The organism is Candidatus Rokuibacteriota bacterium (genome assembly GCA_016188005.1).
Taxonomy (GTDB): Bacteria; Methylomirabilota; Methylomirabilia; order Rokubacteriales; family CSP1-6; genus UBA12499.
Window position 1 is genome coordinate 46,593 of the sequence record JACPIQ010000095.1, and the last position, 17,552, is coordinate 64,144.

19 protein-coding genes are annotated in these 17,552 nt (G+C 72.3%); 5 read left to right on the plus strand and 14 right to left on the minus strand.

Going from position 1 to position 17,552, the window contains the following annotated elements:
• Positions 1-70: 70 nt before the first annotated feature.
• The 4 genes from HYV93_18775 to HYV93_18790 form a co-directional block, all read right to left on the minus strand.
• On the minus strand, positions 71-1,249 hold the full coding sequence (locus tag HYV93_18775) for a class I SAM-dependent rRNA methyltransferase (GenBank protein ID MBI2528016.1): 1,179 nt from the start codon (positions 1,247-1,249) through the stop codon (positions 71-73).
• A 21-nt stretch (positions 1,250-1,270) separates the two neighbouring features.
• The gene (locus tag HYV93_18780; GenBank protein MBI2528017.1) at positions 1,271-2,038 is read right to left on the minus strand and encodes a class I SAM-dependent methyltransferase; all 768 of its coding nucleotides are present in this window, start codon (positions 2,036-2,038) and stop codon (positions 1,271-1,273) included.
• A 147-nt stretch (positions 2,039-2,185) separates the two neighbouring features.
• Positions 2,186-3,043 carry an agmatinase gene (gene speB / locus HYV93_18785; GenBank protein MBI2528018.1) on the minus strand — a complete coding sequence of 286 codons (858 nt, stop codon included), beginning with the start codon at positions 3,041-3,043 and terminating at the stop codon, positions 2,186-2,188.
• Positions 3,044-3,526 (minus strand): arginine decarboxylase, pyruvoyl-dependent, encoded by a 483-nt coding sequence (locus tag HYV93_18790; protein ID MBI2528019.1) that lies wholly within the window; start codon positions 3,524-3,526, stop codon positions 3,044-3,046.
• Between the two features lie 288 nt (positions 3,527-3,814).
• On the opposite strand from HYV93_18790, the gene HYV93_18795 reads away from it, so the two are divergent.
• From HYV93_18795 to maf, 3 genes are read left to right on the plus strand one after another with little or no spacing between them, the layout of a single operon-like run.
• Positions 3,815-4,207, plus strand: coding sequence for an S-adenosylmethionine decarboxylase proenzyme (locus HYV93_18795; protein ID MBI2528020.1), 393 nt, complete (start codon positions 3,815-3,817; stop codon positions 4,205-4,207).
• Positions 4,207-5,127, plus strand: a complete 921-nt coding sequence (speE, locus tag HYV93_18800) for a polyamine aminopropyltransferase (protein ID MBI2528021.1) — start codon at positions 4,207-4,209, stop codon at positions 5,125-5,127. The genes HYV93_18795 and speE overlap by 1 nt, the downstream gene beginning before the upstream one ends.
• Positions 5,128-5,154: 27 nt before the next feature.
• Positions 5,155-5,727: a septum formation protein Maf gene (gene maf, locus HYV93_18805; protein MBI2528022.1), complete on the plus strand. Its 573-nt coding sequence runs from the start codon at positions 5,155-5,157 to the stop codon at positions 5,725-5,727.
• Between the two features lie 7 nt (positions 5,728-5,734).
• Here the strand turns inward: maf and HYV93_18810 are convergent, their stop codons facing one another.
• Positions 5,735-6,706: an ABC transporter substrate-binding protein gene (locus HYV93_18810; GenBank protein ID MBI2528023.1), complete on the minus strand. Its 972-nt coding sequence runs from the start codon at positions 6,704-6,706 to the stop codon at positions 5,735-5,737.
• 50 nt (positions 6,707-6,756) lie between these two features.
• Here HYV93_18810 and HYV93_18815 point away from each other — a divergent pair, with 50 nt between their 5' ends.
• Complete coding sequence (locus HYV93_18815) at positions 6,757-7,446, plus strand: endonuclease III domain-containing protein (protein MBI2528024.1); 690 nt, start codon at positions 6,757-6,759, stop codon at positions 7,444-7,446.
• Here HYV93_18815 and murG read toward each other — a convergent pair.
• From murG to HYV93_18855, 8 genes are all read right to left on the minus strand, one after another.
• Positions 7,421-8,533, minus strand: coding sequence for an undecaprenyldiphospho-muramoylpentapeptide beta-N-acetylglucosaminyltransferase (gene murG, locus HYV93_18820; GenBank protein ID MBI2528025.1), 1,113 nt, complete (start codon positions 8,531-8,533; stop codon positions 7,421-7,423). The two genes, HYV93_18815 and murG, sit on opposite strands and share 26 nt — an antisense overlap.
• A 115-nt stretch (positions 8,534-8,648) precedes the next feature.
• Positions 8,649-9,461 (minus strand): hypothetical protein, encoded by an 813-nt coding sequence (locus tag HYV93_18825; GenBank protein MBI2528026.1) that lies wholly within the window; start codon positions 9,459-9,461, stop codon positions 8,649-8,651.
• A gap of 10 nt (positions 9,462-9,471) precedes the next feature.
• Positions 9,472-10,596 (minus strand): D-alanine--D-alanine ligase, encoded by a 1,125-nt coding sequence (locus tag HYV93_18830; GenBank protein MBI2528027.1) that lies wholly within the window; start codon positions 10,594-10,596, stop codon positions 9,472-9,474.
• Positions 10,597-10,608: 12 nt separating this feature from the next.
• Positions 10,609-11,844: an MFS transporter gene (locus tag HYV93_18835; protein ID MBI2528028.1), complete on the minus strand. Its 1,236-nt coding sequence runs from the start codon at positions 11,842-11,844 to the stop codon at positions 10,609-10,611.
• On the minus strand, positions 11,841-13,121 hold the full coding sequence (locus tag HYV93_18840; GenBank protein ID MBI2528029.1) for a replication-associated recombination protein A: 1,281 nt from the start codon (positions 13,119-13,121) through the stop codon (positions 11,841-11,843). Before HYV93_18840 ends, HYV93_18835 begins: the two co-directional genes overlap by 4 nt.
• A gap of 83 nt (positions 13,122-13,204) precedes the next feature.
• Entirely contained in the window at positions 13,205-13,840 is a 636-nt protein-coding gene (locus tag HYV93_18845) for an HAD-IA family hydrolase (GenBank protein MBI2528030.1), read from the minus strand.
• A 99-nt stretch (positions 13,841-13,939) separates the two neighbouring features.
• On the minus strand, positions 13,940-15,187 hold the full coding sequence (gene chrA, locus HYV93_18850) for a chromate efflux transporter (GenBank protein ID MBI2528031.1): 1,248 nt from the start codon (positions 15,185-15,187) through the stop codon (positions 13,940-13,942).
• A complete protein-coding gene (locus HYV93_18855) occupies positions 15,184-15,573 on the minus strand; it encodes a helix-turn-helix transcriptional regulator (GenBank protein MBI2528032.1) in 390 nt (129 codons plus the stop codon). Before HYV93_18855 ends, chrA begins: the two co-directional genes overlap by 4 nt.
• Before the next feature lie 149 nt (positions 15,574-15,722).
• On the opposite strand from HYV93_18855, the gene HYV93_18860 reads away from it, so the two are divergent.
• Entirely contained in the window at positions 15,723-16,517 is a 795-nt protein-coding gene (locus tag HYV93_18860) for a TSUP family transporter (GenBank protein ID MBI2528033.1), read from the plus strand.
• Positions 16,518-16,539: 22 nt separating this feature from the next.
• On the opposite strand, the gene HYV93_18865 is transcribed toward HYV93_18860, so the two are convergent.
• Positions 16,540-17,550, minus strand: a complete 1,011-nt coding sequence (locus HYV93_18865; GenBank protein ID MBI2528034.1) for a GntR family transcriptional regulator — start codon at positions 17,548-17,550, stop codon at positions 16,540-16,542.
• Between the last annotated feature and the right edge of the window lie 2 nt (positions 17,551-17,552).

Consider the following 17,552-nt stretch of genomic DNA (forward strand, 5'->3'; position numbering starts at 1 on the left):
CGGCCGGCCCGGTTGGCGCGAGTCGCCCCGGGCGGGCCGCCCTGGCGTCACGCGGGCCCAGCCCCCCACGCTATAGCCTCTGGAGCAGGAGGCCCGTGAGGTAGCGGCTCTCGGGCACGCTCAGGAGCACGGGGTGGTCGCGGCTCTGGCCGAGGGTGGCGAGCACGCGCACCACGATCCCGGCGTCGCCCGCAGCCCCCCGGCAGATCTCCTCGAAGTGTGCCGGGGTGACGTGGTGCGAGCACGAGAAGGTGGCGAGCACCCCGTCCGGCTCGAGGAGCCGGAGCCCCCGCAGGTTGATCTCCTTGTAGCCGCGGGCAGCGGCCTCCACGGCCTCCTTCCTGCGCGTGAAGGGCGGCGGGTCGAGGACCACCAGGCCGAAGCGCTCCCGGCGGGCCTCGAGGCCGCGCAGCTCGTCGAAGGTATTGCCCTCGCGAACAGTTGCGCGCCCGGCGAGACCATTGAGTGCGAGATTCCTCGCCGCCCCGGCCAGCGCCTCGGCCGAGGAGTCCAGCAGCAGCGCCTCACCGGCGCCCGCCTTGAGGGCCTGGCAGGCAAAGGCGCCCATGTAGCAGAAGGCGTCCAGCACCCGGCGGCCGGCTGCGTGGGCTGCCACGAGCCGGCGATTGTCCCGCTGGTCGAGGTAGAGACCTGTCTTCTGGCCCGCGCCGAAGCTCACCGCGAAGCGGCACTCCCCCTCGCTGACGACAGTCTCCATCCCCTCACCCCCGCCGGCGCCCAGCCAGCCGCGCCGGGGGGCGAAGCCCTCGATGCGCGCCGCCGTCGGATCGTCGACCCGGTAGATCGGGCGGCGGGGGAAGAGCTGCCCGAGCGCCTCGGCGATCCAGGGCAGGGCCCGTTCCATGCCGAGGGTCAGCGGCTGGACGACGCTCGCCGGGCCATAGCGGTCCACGACGAGCCCCGGGAGACCGTCGGCCTCGCTCCAGCAGAGCCGATAGGCCTCTGCGACGAGACTCGCGGCCTGGCGGTAGCCGAGCGCCGCCCTCAGCCGGCGGAGGAAGAAGGCGCCGTCCACGGGCTCGTCCCGGCGAGTGAGGAGGCGACAGGCGATGGCCGGGCGGGGGTTGTAGAAGCCCCGGCCCAGGAAGTGGCCGTGCCCGTCCACCACCGTGACCGCCTCGTCGGCGGCCCAGTCGCCCTCGAGGTCGGCGATCTCCGAGCGGTAGATCCAGGGGTGGCCGGCTCGCAGCCGCCGGTCACTGCCAGGCTTGAGGACGAGGGCGGTCACCGAGCCGGGCTCCGCCGCCGGCTATCGCCGGCGCAGGGCGACGACCATCAGGAGCGGGTGATGGGCACGGTCCAGCTTGAGGTGTGGCTTGAAGCCGTAGAACCACTCCGCCAGCTCGAAGCCGCCGGCCAGCGCCACCAGGCTCCGCAGCTCCTGGGGGAACACCATCCGGGAGGCGTGGCGCTGGCGATAGACGCGGCGGCGGCCGTTCTCGTGCGCCTCCAGCTGCAGTTCCTCGTAGAAGACCTGGGTGACCGGGTTGAGGTCCTTGAGCGCCTCGAAGGTGGCCCGCACCGTGGTCCCGCCGCGCCGCCGCGTCCAGGCCCAGCGCCGGGCGGGGTCGGTCCACGACGAGCACACGTAGCGGTCGAAGACGTAGAGCCCGCCCGCCCTCACTGCGCCGGCGACGGAGCGGAGGTGGGCCAGAATGGCCTCGTTGGTGAGGAGATGCCCTTGCGAGTCCTGCATGCAGATGGCCGCGTCCACGGGTCGCGGGAGACGGAAGCGCGTCATGTCGCCCACGTGGAGGCTCACCCTGAGCCCCTTCTTCGCGGCCCGCGTCCGGAGGAAGTCGATGTTCTGCGGGGAGAGGTCGAGCCCGCTCATCCCGTAGCCGCGCGCGGCCAGCCGGATGAGATGCGGCCCGGTGCCGCAGGCGATGTCGAGCACGGTCCGGATCGGCCGACGGGCATAGCGGCGGAAGCAGTGGGCGAGGAAGTCCACCTCCTGCTTCCGGTTCATGTCGAAGGCGATCTCGTAGTCGCGCGGGTCCGAGTACTGTGCACTCACCGGCCCGGCGCCATGCCCAGCATGCCTGGCGGCATGCTGGCCGTGGGCCAGAAGGTGGGCGCCACCCGTTTTCACTTCCCCGTCACCATGTCCAACATGCCTGGCGGCATGTTGGCCGTGGGCGAGAGGGTCGGGGCCACCCGTTTCTCACTTTCCCCACCACGCGAGGATGGCCTCTCGGAGGAGCCAGGAGGCGGTGATGGCGGTCCGGCCGGAGGGGTCCCAGGCCTGGGCCACCTCCACCATATCGGTGCCGACCAGGTGGCAGCCCTCCAGGAGCCGGACGATGTCTACCAGTTCCGAGGCACGGAGCCCGCAGGGCTCCGGCGAGCCCGTGCCAGGCGCCTCCGAGGGATCGAGCACGTCCACGTCGATGGTCACGTAAAGCGGGTGGGGCCGGAGCTCGGGCAGCAGGCGCCGCACGGCTTCCACCGGAGCCAGGGCATGCGCCGGATAGAGGTGTGCGGCGCCGCGGCGGTACTCCGAGCGGTCGCCCGTGCGCATGCCGACCTGATAGACACGCTCGGGAGGCATCACCTCCATCACCCGGGCCATCGCCGAGGCATAGCAGTAACGCTCGCCGAGGAACTCCTCGCGCAGGTCCGGGTGGGCGTCGAGCTGGAGGAGGCGGAGATCCGGGATGGCTGGCGCCAGCGCCTCGATGACAGGCAGCGTGGCGGTGTGGTCTCCGCCGAGCATGATGGCCGCGAGGTTAGGCCGCCAGAAGCGCCGGATCTCCTCCCGCGCCCGGGCGAGCCGCTCCCGCGGCGGGCCCTCGCCGAGCTCGCAGTCGCCGAGGTCGCAGATCGCGAGATCCTCGAGGTCACGGTCCAGGGTGGGGGAGTAGGTCTCGATGGAGTCGGAGAGCGCCCGGAGGTCCCGGGGACCGCGGTGGGCGCCCAGGCGCAGGTTCACGGTGCCCTCGAAGGGGATGCCGAAGAGGACGGCCCGGGCCTCCGGGAGGGAGGCCCGGCAAGCGATGAAGCGGGGGTTCGCCGGGATCAACTACAGCAGATCGTCGTCGGACAGGAGCGTCACGGCGGCCAGGGCGCAGCCGGTGCGCTCCACCCGGTGCTCCACGGCGGCGACCTTCATCTGGGCGATCCGCCATCCGCGGGCCCGGAAGGCCTCCTGGAGCATCTGCACGATCATCGCCTCGGCTTCCTCCCGGGTGGCCTTGTCGTGGAACTCCATGATGACCCCGTTCTTGGCGGGATCGTCGGGGAGCGCCCAACCGACGGCCGCCGCCACCACCTCGCCCGGCACCTCGCTGGTCACGGCGGCGTACGCCGTGGGAACGATGGCGCCCGGCTTGATCCGGGGCAAGGAGACGACCTCGGCGGCGGGAGGGAAGATGCTCGAGACCTTCACCAGGTTGACGTTGCCGATGCCCGCCGCCAGGAGGGCGTTGTCGAAGGCGTTGAGGGGAGTCGAGCCTTCCGCGTTGCCAGCCGTCGCGGCCACCTTCGTCACCGGCTTCCAGCCCATCCGCTCCCTCCTCTCGCCCCACGCGAGGTCGCGCTTCCGGGGCCCCTCACACGAGGGGAATTTTGATTGCTCATGTTAGCGGCTCGACTCGGGAACGCAAGCAAAAACTTGCCCCGCGCAGCGCTCAGCCGCCGCGCGCTGGGCCCGCGGCGCGGCGCCCGGAGAGCTCGCCGAGGGGCGCGAAAGCCAATTTTTTTCTTGCAATGCCTTTTCGCTGGTCCTACATTGAGCGAAATTCTGCCGCAAGTTTTTTTCGGCGGAGAGCTACAGGAAGGGAGGAGAGAACGCGTGCACGCCTTGGGGCGACACCTGCTGCTCGAGCTGTTCGACTGCGACGCAGAGGCCATCAACAGCCTTGAAGTCGTGAAGACGGCGATGGTGGAGGCCGCCCGGCGAGCCCAGGCCACCATCGTGGACGTCGTCTTTCACGAGTTCAACCCGTTCGGCATCAGCGGAGTCGTCGTCATCGCCGAGTCGCATCTGGCGATCCACACGTGGCCGGAGTACCGCTACGCGGCGGTGGACGTGTTCTCCTGCGGCGACGTGCTGCAGCCTCAGGTCGCGGCCGACTACCTCGTGGAGCAGTTCGGCGCCGCGCGGGCGTCGGTCGTTGAGGTCCAGCGGGGTGTCTTCCTGCACGCCGGCATGCCGATGCCGCACAAGCCCGTCGCCGTCGCCTGATGGCGGGTCCCCCGCAGTACAAGTGGTTCTTCGAGACCACTACGCCCGTCGAAGGCCACATGCACGCCATCTCCCGGACCATCACCAGCCTCCAGACCAAGTTCCAGTTCATGGAGATCATGGAGACCCATTCCTACGGCAAGGTCCTGGTCCTGGACGGGCGGATCCAGTCGAGCCAGGCCGACGAGTTCATCTACCACGAGGTCCTGGTCCAGCCCGGCCTCCTGGCCCATCCCCACCCCCGCCGGGCCATGGTCATCGGCGGCGGAGAGGGGGCAACGGTCAGGGAGGTTCTCCGCCACCGCTCCATCACCGACTGCCTCATGGTGGATATCGACGCCGAGGTGGTCGCCGAGTGTCGCAAGCACCTGCCCGAGATGCACCGGGGCGCCTTCGATGACCGGCGCACCCGCCTGCTCCACGAGGACGCCCGGGCGTATCTCGAGAAGACCTCCGACCGCTTCGACCTGATCGTGATCGACCTGGTGGAGCCCCTGGAGGAGGGGCCGGCCTGCCTGCTCTTCACCAGGGAGTTCTACGGCCTGGTGCGGGACCGGCTCACCGACGAGGGCGTGATGACCATGCAGGCCGGGATGACCAAGGTCAACGAGCTGTTCTTCTTCGGCGCCGTCAACCGCACGCTCCGAGAGGTCTTCCCGGTGGTGGCACCCTATCAGGGTTTCATCTCCTGCTTCGGGACGCCGTGGGGTTTCGTCCTGGCCTCCAAGGGCGCCGACCCCCGTCGCCAGACGCCGGAGGAGGTCGACCGCCTTCTCGCCCTCCGCCTGGACCCGACGGCCCTCGGGTACTGGAACGGAGCTGCTCACCTGCACTCCTTCAATCTCCCCAAGTTCATCACCCGGGCGATCGAGACCAACGACCGCATCATCACCGACGCCAATCCCCTCATCGTCTCCTAGCCAGCGCCCCTGAGCAGCGCGCCCTCGCTGATCCTCGCCTCGGCCTCGCCCCGCCGCCAGGAGCTGCTTGCCCGGCTGGGGATCCTCTTCACCGTCCGTCCGAGCCATCTCCCCGAGGTGCCGCCGCCGGAGGCCGCTCCGGCCGATGCCGTGGTGGCGCTGGCGCTGGCCAAGGCGCGCGCCGTCGCCCTGGCGCTGCCCGCTCCCGGCGGGGTGGTGCTGGGCGCGGACACCGAGGTGGTGATCGAGGGCGAGCTCCTCGGGAAGCCCGAGGATGCGGCTGACGCGGTCCGCATCCTGCGACGGCTGCGCGGGCGAGTCCACGAGGTCGTCACGGGGCTGGCCCTCGTCGAGGCGCCTCCAGGCGGGCGGGAGGAGACCGCGTCGGTGACGACGCGCGTCCGGATGGCCGACTACGCCGACGCGGCGATCGAGGCCTATGTCGCCACCGGCGAGCCCTTCGACAAGGCTGGAGCGTATGGCGTGCAGGGGCTGGGCGGCCGGCTCGTGGCCGAGGTGGACGGGTGCTTCACCAATGTCGTCGGGCTGCCCGTCTCGACGACACGCCGGCTGCTCCGGGCGTGGGGACTCCTCCCGTGAGCGGGGGCTATCGCGGTCGGGAGGCGAGCACTTCCTCGAGCGCCTCGGTCCTGAGCAGGCCCGAGAGCGCGCGCGGCAGGCGAACCACCGAGGGGAGGCCAGCCCGCTCGCGCGCCATCTCCACCGCGCGCTCCAGGGCGTCGGCCGTGACGCGCCCATCGGGCAGCGCGACCCCCCGAGCGGCGGCGAGCCGCGGGGCGAACTCCTCACTGGCGCCCGTCACGGCGCCGGGCAGGCGCGCGCGCAGCTCGTCGGGCGTTGCCTCCCGGAGCCGTGCCGTGGCTCTCAGCAGGGCGCGGACCAGCGGCGTCAGCTCTCGGGCGCCGAGCCGGCTGTCTGCGCGCATGAAGAGGGCGGCGTGAACCGTGAGTCCCCCGAGCCAGCGCGCTGCCTCGTCCGCCCTCCTGAAGTCCGCGAACAGGCGGGCCTGCCGGTCCTCGAGGAGGCGGCTGGCCCAGGGCTCCCCGATCATCGCGGCGGCGACGGCGCCCGAGCCGATGGCGCCGGCCAGGCCCCGGTCGCCGTGGCTTGTGATGGTCACCCGCTGGGGCGGAACGCCGGCCCGGGCGAGCAGGAAGTGGAGGAGGGCGGACTCGGGCGTCCCCGGCGACGGGATCCCCACCGTCTTGCCCGCCAGATCGTCGAGGCCCCGGATGGAGTCGGCCCGACCGGGAGCGATCAGGAGGGCCGCGGGAGACGCCGCGGTGAGGCCGAAGACGAGCCGCGGCGGTTCTCCGCGGAGGTGGCCGAGCCGGAGCGCGGCCTCCACGGAGGTGGCGGCCAGATCGGTCCGCCCCTGGGCCAGCGCCTCGGCGGCCGCGGGCTCGCCCCGGAGGCTGCGCAGCGTGACCCGGAGCCCTTCGTCGGCGAAGTAGCCCTCGGCCTCCGCGACCCGGACAGCCAGGTACTCCGGAGAGGTCGGCGGGCCCGCCACGGCGATGCTGAGCGTGGTCTGCAGCAGGAGCATGAGACCGATCACGCTGTCTCCTCCGTCACCGCCATGAGTCCCACCAGGGACGGGAGGCATTCATGGGCGCGCTGAAGGCGTCGCGGGATCCAGTCAAGCGCCGCCTCCTCAGTCTGCACGTGGCGCTTCTCGCGCGATTCGGGCCGCAGCGGTGGTGGCCGGCCCGGGGCCCCTTCGAGGTCGCCGTGGGCGCCATCTTGACCCAGCATACCGCCTGGAGCGCCGCGGCGCGTGCTGTCGGTAACCTGCGGTCGGCTCGCGCCCTCACGGCCGCCAGGCTGGCCGCCCTGTCCGCGCCGAGACTTCAACGACTGGTCCGCCCCGCGGGGACGTACCGGCTCAAGGCGCGCCGGCTGCGCGGCTTCACGGCCTGGCTGCTGGCGCGGCACGCCGGACGCATGGCCGCGCTCGAGGGCGAGCCGCTGGCCAGGCTCAGGGGGGAACTGCTCGCTCTACCCGGGATCGGCCCCGAGACGGCCGATTCCATCCTCCTCTACGGCGCCGGCCGGCCCGTCTTCGTGGCCGACGCCTATAGCCGGCGCGTTCTCGCCCGCCATCGCCTCGTGGCGCCGGACATCGGCTACGAGGATCTCCGCCGCTTCCTGGAAGCCCACTTGCCTGGAGATCCTCGGCTCTTCAACGAGCTGCACGCCCTCCTCGTGGCCGTGGGCAAGTCCCACTGTGGTGCCCGCCCGCGCTGCGGCGGATGCCCGCTCAGCGGAGACCTCAGGGGCCGACGGCCTCGAGGATGAGCCGCGCGATGCGGTCCGCGGCATCCGGCACCGCCAGGCTCCGGGCCCGCTCACCCATGGCGCGCAGCTCGGCAGGGGTCGACAGGAGCGCCGTGATCGCCTCCAGCAGCCGCTCCGGGGTCAGCGAGACCTGGGGGAGCAGGACGGCTGCCCTCGCGGCCTCGGCCAGGCGCGCATTGGCCGTTTGCTCGTCGCCGCGCGTGCCCGGTAGCGGGATGTAGAGGGCCGGCCGCCCGAGGTGGCAGCACTCGGTGACCGTGCCGGCCCCGCTCCGGCCCACCACGAGGTCGGCGGCGGCGTAGATGTGCCGAAGCTCGGCGCCGACATGGGGCCTGAGGGCGTAGCGGCGGCCGAGCCGCTCGGGCAGCTGCCGGGCTTGCTCCTCGAGCCACTCGAGGTCGCCCGTCTCCAGGTTGGCGCCGGCCTGGTGGATGATCTGGCCGATCTCCAGCAGCGGACCCAGGGTGGCCCCGACGGTGCGGTTGATCCTGTGCGAGCCCTGCGATCCACCGGTCACATACACCACCGGCCTGGCCGCGGTCAGGCCGAAGAGCCGGCACCCCTCCTCCCGGGAGCCCCCGAGGAGCTCAGGCCGGATCGGGTTGCCGGTGAGCACGATCCGCTCCCGGGGGAACTCCTCGCCCGTCAGCGGAAAGGTGAGCGCGATGCGACGGGCGAAGCGGCCCGCGATCCGGTTGGCAAGCCCCGGCACCGCCGTCTGCTCGTGGACGATCACGGGGACGCCCAGCGAGCGCGCGGCCAGGGCCGGCGGCAGTGCCACGAACCCGCCGGTGGCGAAGAGCAGGTTCGGGGCGAGGCGCCGGAGCAGCCGCCGCGACTGGAGGAAGCCCGTCGGGACGCGCAGGCCAAGGTCGGTGACGTTGCGCCAGTCCCAGTAGCGGCGCAGCTTGCCGGTGGCGATGGTGTGATACGCCAGCCCCGCCTCGGGCACGCGCCGGGCCTCGATGCCGTGCCGGCTGCCGATCCATTGCACGTCGGTGATGCCGTGGCGGCCGAGCGCGGCCGCCACGGCGAGCCCCGCGCTCGTGTGTCCACCCGTCCCGCCTCCGGCAATGACTATCCTCATCGGGTGCCGGGACCCGAGCCGGGCTCCGCTCCCGCGCTTCGGACCCTCGCGAGGCGGACACCTGTGCGGCCGATCAGAGCTGTGCTCACCGCGGCTCCCGATCCCTCCACGGCGCTCATCCGCACGCTGTCGAGGCGCTCTGGCCGGCCGCCGGCGCCAGCCCCGTGTAGCTCGCGCGCTCCAGCACGACGCCGGCCCACTCGCGCGCGACCTCCGCGTTGAGGCACGGCTCGGGCGCAAGGCCGCAGGGGGCGACCACCTCCCCGAGCAGCAGTCGCCGGATGTGCTCGAGCCTCCGCCGGGGATCGTAGCGATCGAGGAGGAACGGGGCGGTCCGGGCCTCGTGGGGCAGGCGAGAGGCGTTGAAGACCAGCGTGTCGCCCGGCTGTACCGCTTCCTGCAGGTACTGGGACACCTCTCTCCACGGCTCCTTCTGGTCCCCGCGGTAGTGGTAGAAGGTTCCCAGCGCCAGCACGGCCGCCAGGGCAGGCAGGCCGAGGCGACGCAGCAGCCGCCAGCGGGAGTCGCCGAGAGATCCGAGGAGCAGCGCCACGGGGACCACCACGACGATGAGCACGCGCTGGATGAGCACGGGCCGTACCATCAGGCTCAGCGCGGAGAGCAGCGCGATCGGAAGCGCATAGGCGGCGACCAGGGTGTGTATGGCTCCCCGCCGCTCCCGCTCGGCGCCGGCGCCGGCCCAGACGAGCGCACCCAGCAGCACGGCGAACCACACCCAGCGGCCGAGGACCTGGCCGGTTTCGAGCCCGAGCTGGTTACGGAGCATGGCCGACAAGGGGGGGATCGGCCTGACGGTGAGGTCGTAGAACGCATCGAGACGGTGGACCCGGATGAGGAGGGCACTCACGGTGATGGCCGCGAGGGCGAGAAGCATGGTGGAGCGCCCCGCCGCCGGCCTCGGCGTCATGGCGGGCGGGTCAGCGGCGTTCGAGCGCCAGATCGATGAGCCGCGAGATGAGCGCGGAGTAGGAGAGGCCCGAGGCCTCCCAGAGCCGCGGGTAGGCGGAGGTGGCGGTGAAACCGGGGATCGTGTTGATCTCGTTCACCAGCGCCCGGTCGTCGTCCTCGACGAAGAAGTCCACGCGCGCCATGCCGGCGCAGTCGATGGCCTGGAAGGCCTGCACGGCGAGCGCCCGCACGCGCGCCGTGGTCTCCGCCGACAGCGGGGCGGGGATCTGGAAGGTCGTCTGCCCGGCGCCGTACTTGGTCTCGTAGTCGTACCATTCGCCGGCATAGCAGACCTGGCCCGGGAGCGAGGCCTCGGGCCTGTCGTTGCCGAGGACGGCGACCTCCACCTCGCGCCCGGAGACGGCGCGCTCCACGAGAATGCGGCGGTCATGACGGGCGGCCGCGGCCAGCGCCGCGGGGAGCACCTCGAGCGCCTTGACCTTGCTGATGCCGACGCTCGAACCCAGGTTGGCGGGTTTCACGAAGCAGGGGAAGCCAATCTGCTGTCCCAGGGCGCGTGCCACGCTGCCGGGATCGGCCGCCAACTCGTGGCGCCGCACCACCGCGTACTCGACCACCGGCAGCCCATGGGCCCTGAACATGTCCTTCATGGCGGCCTTGTCCATGCCCACGGCCGAGGCCAGCACGCCAGCCCCCACATAGGGCAGCCCCGCCAGCTCCAGGAGCCCCTGGATGGTGCCGTCCTCACCGCGGGGCCCGTGGAGCATGATCCAGACCACGTCGAGCTCGCGGGCGAGCCCGGGGGGCAGGGCCTCGCTGGTCTCGACCCGCGCCAGCGACCGGGGCTCGGCCGCTCCCGTGGCTCGCTCGGCCAGCGCGCGCTTGACGCCGGCCTCCTGTCCGCCCGCGGTGAGCGCCCGGCGCGCGGCCTCCTCGGAGAGCGCCCGGAGCGGGTCGCCGCCCACGAGCCAGCCTCCGGCCAGCGTGATGCCGATGGGGACGGGCTCGAAGCGGTCGCGGTCCATGGCCGCCATCACCGAGGCGGCCCCCGCGAGGGACACCTCGTGCTCCCCTGACTTGCCGCCGAAGATGACCCCGACCCGAAGCCTCCTGCCGCGGTGGCTTCCGCCCATGGCTCCCTTGTATCAGATCCGCCGGGGAGTGCGGGAGAGATCCCTGAAGCCCACTGCGATGGGGCCCAGGAGGGCGCCAGCGCCCAGGAGACCGAAGCCCCAGATCCATGCGCCGTCAGCCGAGGCGCCGAACCGCGGCGCCCAGTCCAGCGCCACCCCGAAGGCCACGGGCCCCAGCGCGCCGAGGCTGAAGCCCACCGTGGATTGCAGCGCCATGGTGCGCCCGAGGTACACGGGCTCGGCGTGATCGGCCACTCCGGTGGAGATGATGGCGGACTCGGCGGTGACGAGGATGCCGTAGAGCAGCCCCAGCGCCACGAGCGCTCCCCACGACCAGGAGAGCGCCCAGCCCATGGTGAGCGAGCAGGCCGCCGAGAGCAGCATGAAGGCGCTGATGGGCCTGGCGCGTCCCAGGCGGTCCGACAGGAGCCCGGAGAAGGGATGGGGCAGCGCCCCCACCGCCAGCACCGCCGAGCCCGCCAGGGCCGCCGTGCGCGTGGCCTCGGCGAGATCGGCCCCCTTGGCCACGAGACTCGCGGTGAAGAAGGGCACGATCCAGCCGCGCATGCCCATGAGCTCCCAGGTGTGGCCGCCATAGGCCGCGATGAGCCGGACGGCCGAGTGATTCCTCAGCACAGGCCCCAGTCCGGCTCGCGGCTGGCCCTCGGCTGAGGCGGGCTTCGGCACCACGGCCATGCCCCGGGGCAACACGAACCAGGCGATGATCCCCCCGGCCAGCGGTCCCATGCCGGTGACGGCGAAGGCCCAGCGCCACCCCCAGTGCGCATACGCCCAGGCCGTGACGAGGAGCGAGACGGAGGTGCCGATGGTGAAGGCGCCGATGTAGCAGCCCATGGCGAAGCCGCGGCGGCCCGAGGCGAAGCGCTCGGCCACCAGCCGCATGCCCGGCATATAGGTGCCGGCCAGCCCGAGCCCCACCAGCCCGCGCAGCGCCAGGGCCGACACGAAGCCCTCAGCCCAGAAGGCGAAGGCCACGCTCGTGAGGCCGGCCCAGAGCGCGCTCAGGAGGTAGATCCGCCGCGGCGGCATGTAATCCGTGAGCGTGGCCAGGATCGCCACGGCCGCGATGTAGCCGACCTGGTAGAAGCCCGTGATGGTCCCAGCCTGGGTGTCGGAGAGGCGCCATTCCAGCTTGAGGAGCGGCAGCAGCGCGGTGAAGTTCGAGAAGACGAGGAGCGTGCCGAGCTCGGAGGCGCAAACGGCGGCGAGCCACGGGCCGCGGCTCACCGGCGGCCCCGCGCCCGCTGCTCCCTCCACTGGCGGAGCCGCGCCGCCAGCTCCTTCTCGAGGCCGCGCTCCGTCGGGCGGTAGTAGATATGCCCGCGGAGCGCCTCGGGCAGGTGCTCCTGGTCCACCTGCGCGTCGGGGGCGTCGTGGGCGTACTGGTAGCCCTGGCCGTAGCCGAGATTGGCCATCAGCCCCGTGGGCGCGTTGCGGAGATGCAGCGGCACAGGCTCCGACGGCCTGTCACGGATGTCGTCCTTGACCTGGTTGTAGGCGACGTAGATGGCGTTGGACTTGGGCGCCAGCGCCAGATAGCAAGCCGCCTGCGCCAGCGCCAGCTCCCCCTCGGGGGTCCCGAGGAAGTGATAGGCCTCCCTGGCGTCGAGCGTGACCCGGAGCGCCTGGGGGTCGGCATTGCCCACGTCCTCCGAGGCGAAACGCACGAGCCGCCGGGCGACGTAGAGGGGATCCTCGCCCGAGTCCAGCATGCGCCCGAGCCAGTACAGCGCGCCGTCCGGATCCGAGTCGCGCAGGGACTTGTGCAGGGCGGAGATGAGGTTGTAGTGCTCCTCGCCCGACTTGTCGTAAAGGAGCGCCTTCCGCTGGGCGGCTTCCTGGATGGCGGCCTCGGTGATCCGCCCGCAGGATGTGCCGGCCGGCCGGGCCGATTCCAGCGCCACCGCCAGCTCGAGGATGTTGAGCGCGCTCCTGGCGTCGCCATTGGCGAGCCGGGCGACAAGCCGGAGGGCGGCGGGGTCGGCCACGACGGCGCTCTTCCCCAGGCCGCGGTCGGCGTCGCCGAGGGCGCGCTCGAGGAGGCCCACCACCACGTCCTCGCCGAGGGGATGAAGGACGTAGACGCGGCAGCGGGAGAGCAGGGCGGCGTTCACCTCGAAGGACGGGTTCTCCGTGGTGGCGCCCACGAGCACGAGGCTGCCCTTCTCCACGTGGGGGAGGAAAGCGTCCTGCTGGGCCCGGTTGAAGCGGTGGATCTCGTCCACGAAGAGGATGGTGCGCCGCCCCGCGCGCTGGCGCTCGATCTCGGCCTCGGCGGTCACCTGGCGGATCTCCTTGACGCCGGAGAGCACCGCCGAGAAGGTGGCGAAACGCGCGCCCGCCACCTCGGCCGTGAGCAGCGCGAGCGTCGTCTTGCCGGTGCCCGGCGGGCCCCAGAGGATCATGGAGTGCAGCGAGCCCTCCTCGAGCGCGCGGCGCAGGACCTTTCCGGGGCCCAGGAGATGGTCTTGTCCCACCACCTCGTCGAGCCCACGTGGGCGCATGCGGTCGGCCAGCGGGGCAGGCGGGGGCGTACGGGGCGCCGGCGGGTCGAAGAGATCCACGCCGGGATTATACCCGCCGGCACTCAAGCGAGCGCGGCGGCGAGATCCAGCAGGGAGGCGATGGACGCGGTGATGGCGACACCGCGGCGGGCCAGCTCGGCGTGGTCGCTCCGGTAGGCGATGAAAGGCACGCCGCCGGCCTGGGCGGCGAGCCCATCCACCCAGGAGTCGCCCACCATGACGATGCGCTTGGCCCCGGGCCAGCGCTCCCGCACCACGCGGAGGCCGTCGGGATCGGGCTTGAGGTGGCGCACGTCGTCGCGCGTGACGATCAGGTCGAGGTGCCTGCCGAGGCCGAAGCGGGACAGGACAAAGTCGGCCGCGACGCGATCGTTGTTGGTCCAGACGGCCGTGGCGAAGCCGACAGCCTTCATGGCCGCCACGGCCTCGACCGCGAAAGGCTCGAGGCTCGCCTCCTGCATGGCGCGCCGCTCGTGGGCGACGGGGATGGCGAGCACGTCGGCCTCCAGCTCGGGCGCCTCGCGCCGGACCAACGTCAGCAGCTCGGGCGCCGACCAGCGCAGCTCGCGCGCCGGGACGGCGAGGCCCCGGGCGCGCATCAGCGCCTCCATCTCCCGGCCCACCGCGCGCAGGTCCAGCGGCGAGGAGACGAGGGTGTGGTCGAGATCGAAGACGCAGACGGCAGCCGGAGCGAGCACGCCAACAGGGTAGCAGATTTCCCGGCCGGGGCGGGGGGCCCTCCCCGCGGAACACGCTGAGTCGCCACGCGCGTCAGCTCTCGAGAGGGGATGCGGGCTCTAGCGGGGGATCAGGGAGGCGCCCGCGCCGCCGGCTGCCGTGAGCAGGACGACGAGCCAGGCCGGCGCTTTCCAGAACGCCAGCATGCCGAAGGCTGCTAGGGCGAGGGCCACATCGGCCGGGGCCCGGATCGCGCTCGTCCATACCGGCTGGTACAGGGCGGCCAAGAGGAGCCCGACCACGGCTGCATTGATGCCGCGGAGCGCCGCCTGGAAGCCCGATCGGCCGCGGAGGTCATCCCAGAAGGGGAGCGCCCCGATGATCAGGAGGAAGGAGGGCAGGAACACCGCCGCCAGGGCCAGCGCGGCGCCCGCGACCCCGCTGGGCGCTGGTGCCATCACCGCGCCGAGGTAGGCGGCGAAAGTGAAGAGGGGGCCGGGCACGGCCTGGGCGGCGCCATAGCCAGCGACGAACTGCTCGCCCGCCACCCAGCCGGGCGGGACGACCTCGGCCTGGAGGAGCGGGAGGACCACGTGGCCCCCGCCGAAGACCAGAGATCCGGCGCGGAAGAAGCTCTCGAACACCGCCAGCGCGTGGCTCGGCACGAGCTGGCGCGCGATCGGCAGCGCGACCAGCAGGCCAAAGAACAGCACGAGCGCGGAGGTGCCCAGCCGGCGGCTGACAGGCGGTGGCGCCTGCGCGGAGGCGGGGGGGCCGGTGCCTGGCAGCAGCCGCAACCCCACGAGGGCCGCGACCCCGATGATGGTGACCTGCCCGATGCCTGTGGGCCACAGGACGGCCCCGATGGCGGACAGGAGCGCGATGGTGGCCCGCCCGCGGTCCGGCGCGAGCGCTCGCGCCATTCCCCAGACCGCCAGGGCCACGACGGCGACAGCGACCACCTTGAGTCCGTGCAGCCAGCCGGCATCAGCCACCCCGAGCCCGCGCATGCCGTAGGCGAAGGCCACCAGCGCGATGGCCGAGGGCAACGTGAAGCCGAGCCAGGCCGCCAGGCCGCCCACCAGGCCCGCCCGCGACACGCCGATGGCGATGCCGACCTGGCTGCTGGCCGGGCCGGGGAGGAACTGGCAGAGCGCCACCAGATCAGCGTATGTCGCCTCATCGAGCCACCGGCGCCGGACCACGTACTCCTCGCGGAAATAGCCGAGGTGCGCGATCGGGCCGCCGAACGAGGTCAGCCCCAGGCGCGCCGCGATGCCCAGCACCTCCGGGACATGGGAGGCGTGTCGCCGCCACGCGGGGCCGGCCTGCGCTTCCGCGCCCGGCGCCGCGTCCTGCCCGCTCACCGGCGAGCGACTCCGCTCTTGTGTCGCCGTCCGCGCGCCCCGCTCGACGAAGGCCGGGAGGGCAACGGCGGAGACGAGGGCTGGCGGGGCGGCCCGAGCACCTCCCCCACCAGCTCCATGACTTGCCTGCGCGCGGCGGCCAGCGCCCGCTGGCCGCGGGCGGTGCTCGTGTAGTACTTGCGGACCCGTCCGCCCACCACGCGCGCCTCCAGGCGGAGGTATCCAGCCTCGGCCAGACCGTGGAGGATCGGGTAGAGCGTGCCCGGGCTCAGCGCGTACCCGTGGCGCCGGAGCTCCTCGATCAGCGAGAGCCCGAAGACGGGCTGCTCCGCCGCATGGTGGAGGACGTGGATCCGGACGAAGCCGAGGAAGAAGTCACGGAACATTTACGCTGGCCGATATCGGCAATACGTATAGCATCCGCCACCTGCCGGTGCAAGTCCGGCGAACGGGAGCGCCCGAGAGGGCATTGCCAGGACACAGCCGCTCATGTATCGTATGCCGATAACGAAGACCGATAAACAGGAGCCCGCCCGTGGACTACGTGGTGATCTGCGGGGCAGCGCTGATCGTGGCCGCCCTGACACTGTTCTCCGGCTTCGGCCTGGGGACCCTCCTGATGCCCGTGTTCGCCCTGTTCTTTCCCGTCCAGGTGGCCGTCGCGGCGACGGCATGCGTCCACCTGGCCAACAACATCTTCAAGGTGTTCCTGGTGGGCCGGCATGCCGACTTCGCGGTCGTCGCGAGATTCGGCCTCCCGGCCGCCCTGGCCGCCGTGGGCGGGGCGCTGCTCCTGGAGCGCCTCGCGGGCGCCGAGCCGCTCGCGCGGTACAGCCTCGGCCAGGGCACCCACGTCGTGACACCGGTGAAGCTCCTGGTCGCCGCGCTGATCGTCGCCTTCGCCGCGCTGGAGCTGATGCCACGCTTCGCCACGTTCGCCTTCGACAGGAAGCTCATCCCGCTGGGCGGAGCGCTGTCGGGTTTCTTCGGCGGCCTGTCCGGTCACCAGGGCGCCCTGCGCACCGCCTTCTTGATCCGCGCGGGTCTCGCGAAGGAGGCCTTCATCGGCACGATGGTCCTGTCGGCCGTCGTGGTCGACGTCTCCCGCCTCATCGTCTACGGGCGCGCCGGCCTGGCCGGCTCCCTCGGGGCCGTCGCCGGGAGCGGCGCCAGCGTCTGGGGCCTCGTGGCGGCCGGGTCGCTGGCCGCCTTCGCGGGCTCGCTCATCGGCGCGCGCCTGGTGAAGAGCGTCACCATGCACACCATCCAGGGGCTTGTCGGGGCGCTCCTGCTGCTGCTGGGGATCGCGCTGGGGACGGGGCTCGTCTGAGCGCCCATCCATTCCCCCGCGCTTACGCCGGGTCTGCGGGGAGCCGCGTCAGGAGGTCGCGCAGCATCTCGAGGCCGCCGCGGTCGAGCGCGCGGTACGAGACGATCACCTCCACGTCAGGGGGCAGCCTGCCGGCCATCCGGGTCGCGCCCTGCTCCGAGCACACCACCGTGCGCGTCCGGGCGAGCATGCGGTCGATTGACCAGGGATCGTCCACGGAGGCGAGCACGGGTGTCAGGTGCGACAGGCCGGCTGCCTGGAGGGAGCGGAGCAGATTCTGACTGCCGGTGGCCGTGTTGCAGACGAGCCCGACGGTGGTGCCCTCCGGCAGCTCGGTGAGTCGCAGCAGGGCCGAGATATTGGCTTCGGAGAGCAGCGCCACCACCGGCGGCCCGTCCGGCCCCACCATGTGCTTGACCTCGTGGACGTGGAAGAAGGTCGTGACCACGATCCGGTAGCCCCCGAGGTCGCCGGTCTCCTGGGTCAGTCGGTCCGGCAGCTCGTCCACGAGGATCCGGTCCACGCTGAGCGGCAGCGCGGCCTCGATCTCATCGCGGTAGCGATTGAGCTCCTCCCAGTTGCACTCGACGAGGAGCGCACGCGCCCTGACGGGCGTGCCCGGGCGGCCCCTGTCACCGGGGCCCCGGGCGGCCACGGTGGCGAGCACCTCGTCCTGGGTGAAGCCGAGCTGGCGCGCGCGCGCGAGCATCTCGGCGACCAGGCGCTCGAGCGAGAGCGCGGCCCGCCCCTCCCGTGACGGTGAGCGCTCCACCACGAAGGTGCCGCGGCCCGGGCGGCTCTCGAGATAGCCGTCCCTGTGCAGGTCGGCGAGCGCCCGGGCCGCGGTGTTCCGGTTGATCCTGAGGAAGCCGGCGAGCTGGCGCACCGTCGGCAGCTGCATGCCGGACCTGAGCCCGCCGGTCTCGATCAGATGGCGGATCTGGGTCGTGAGCTGCGCATGCACCGATACCGCGCTCTGGCGGTTGACCCGGAGGCTCGGGGGCGGTGTGATCTGCGCGGGCTCACGAACCATCG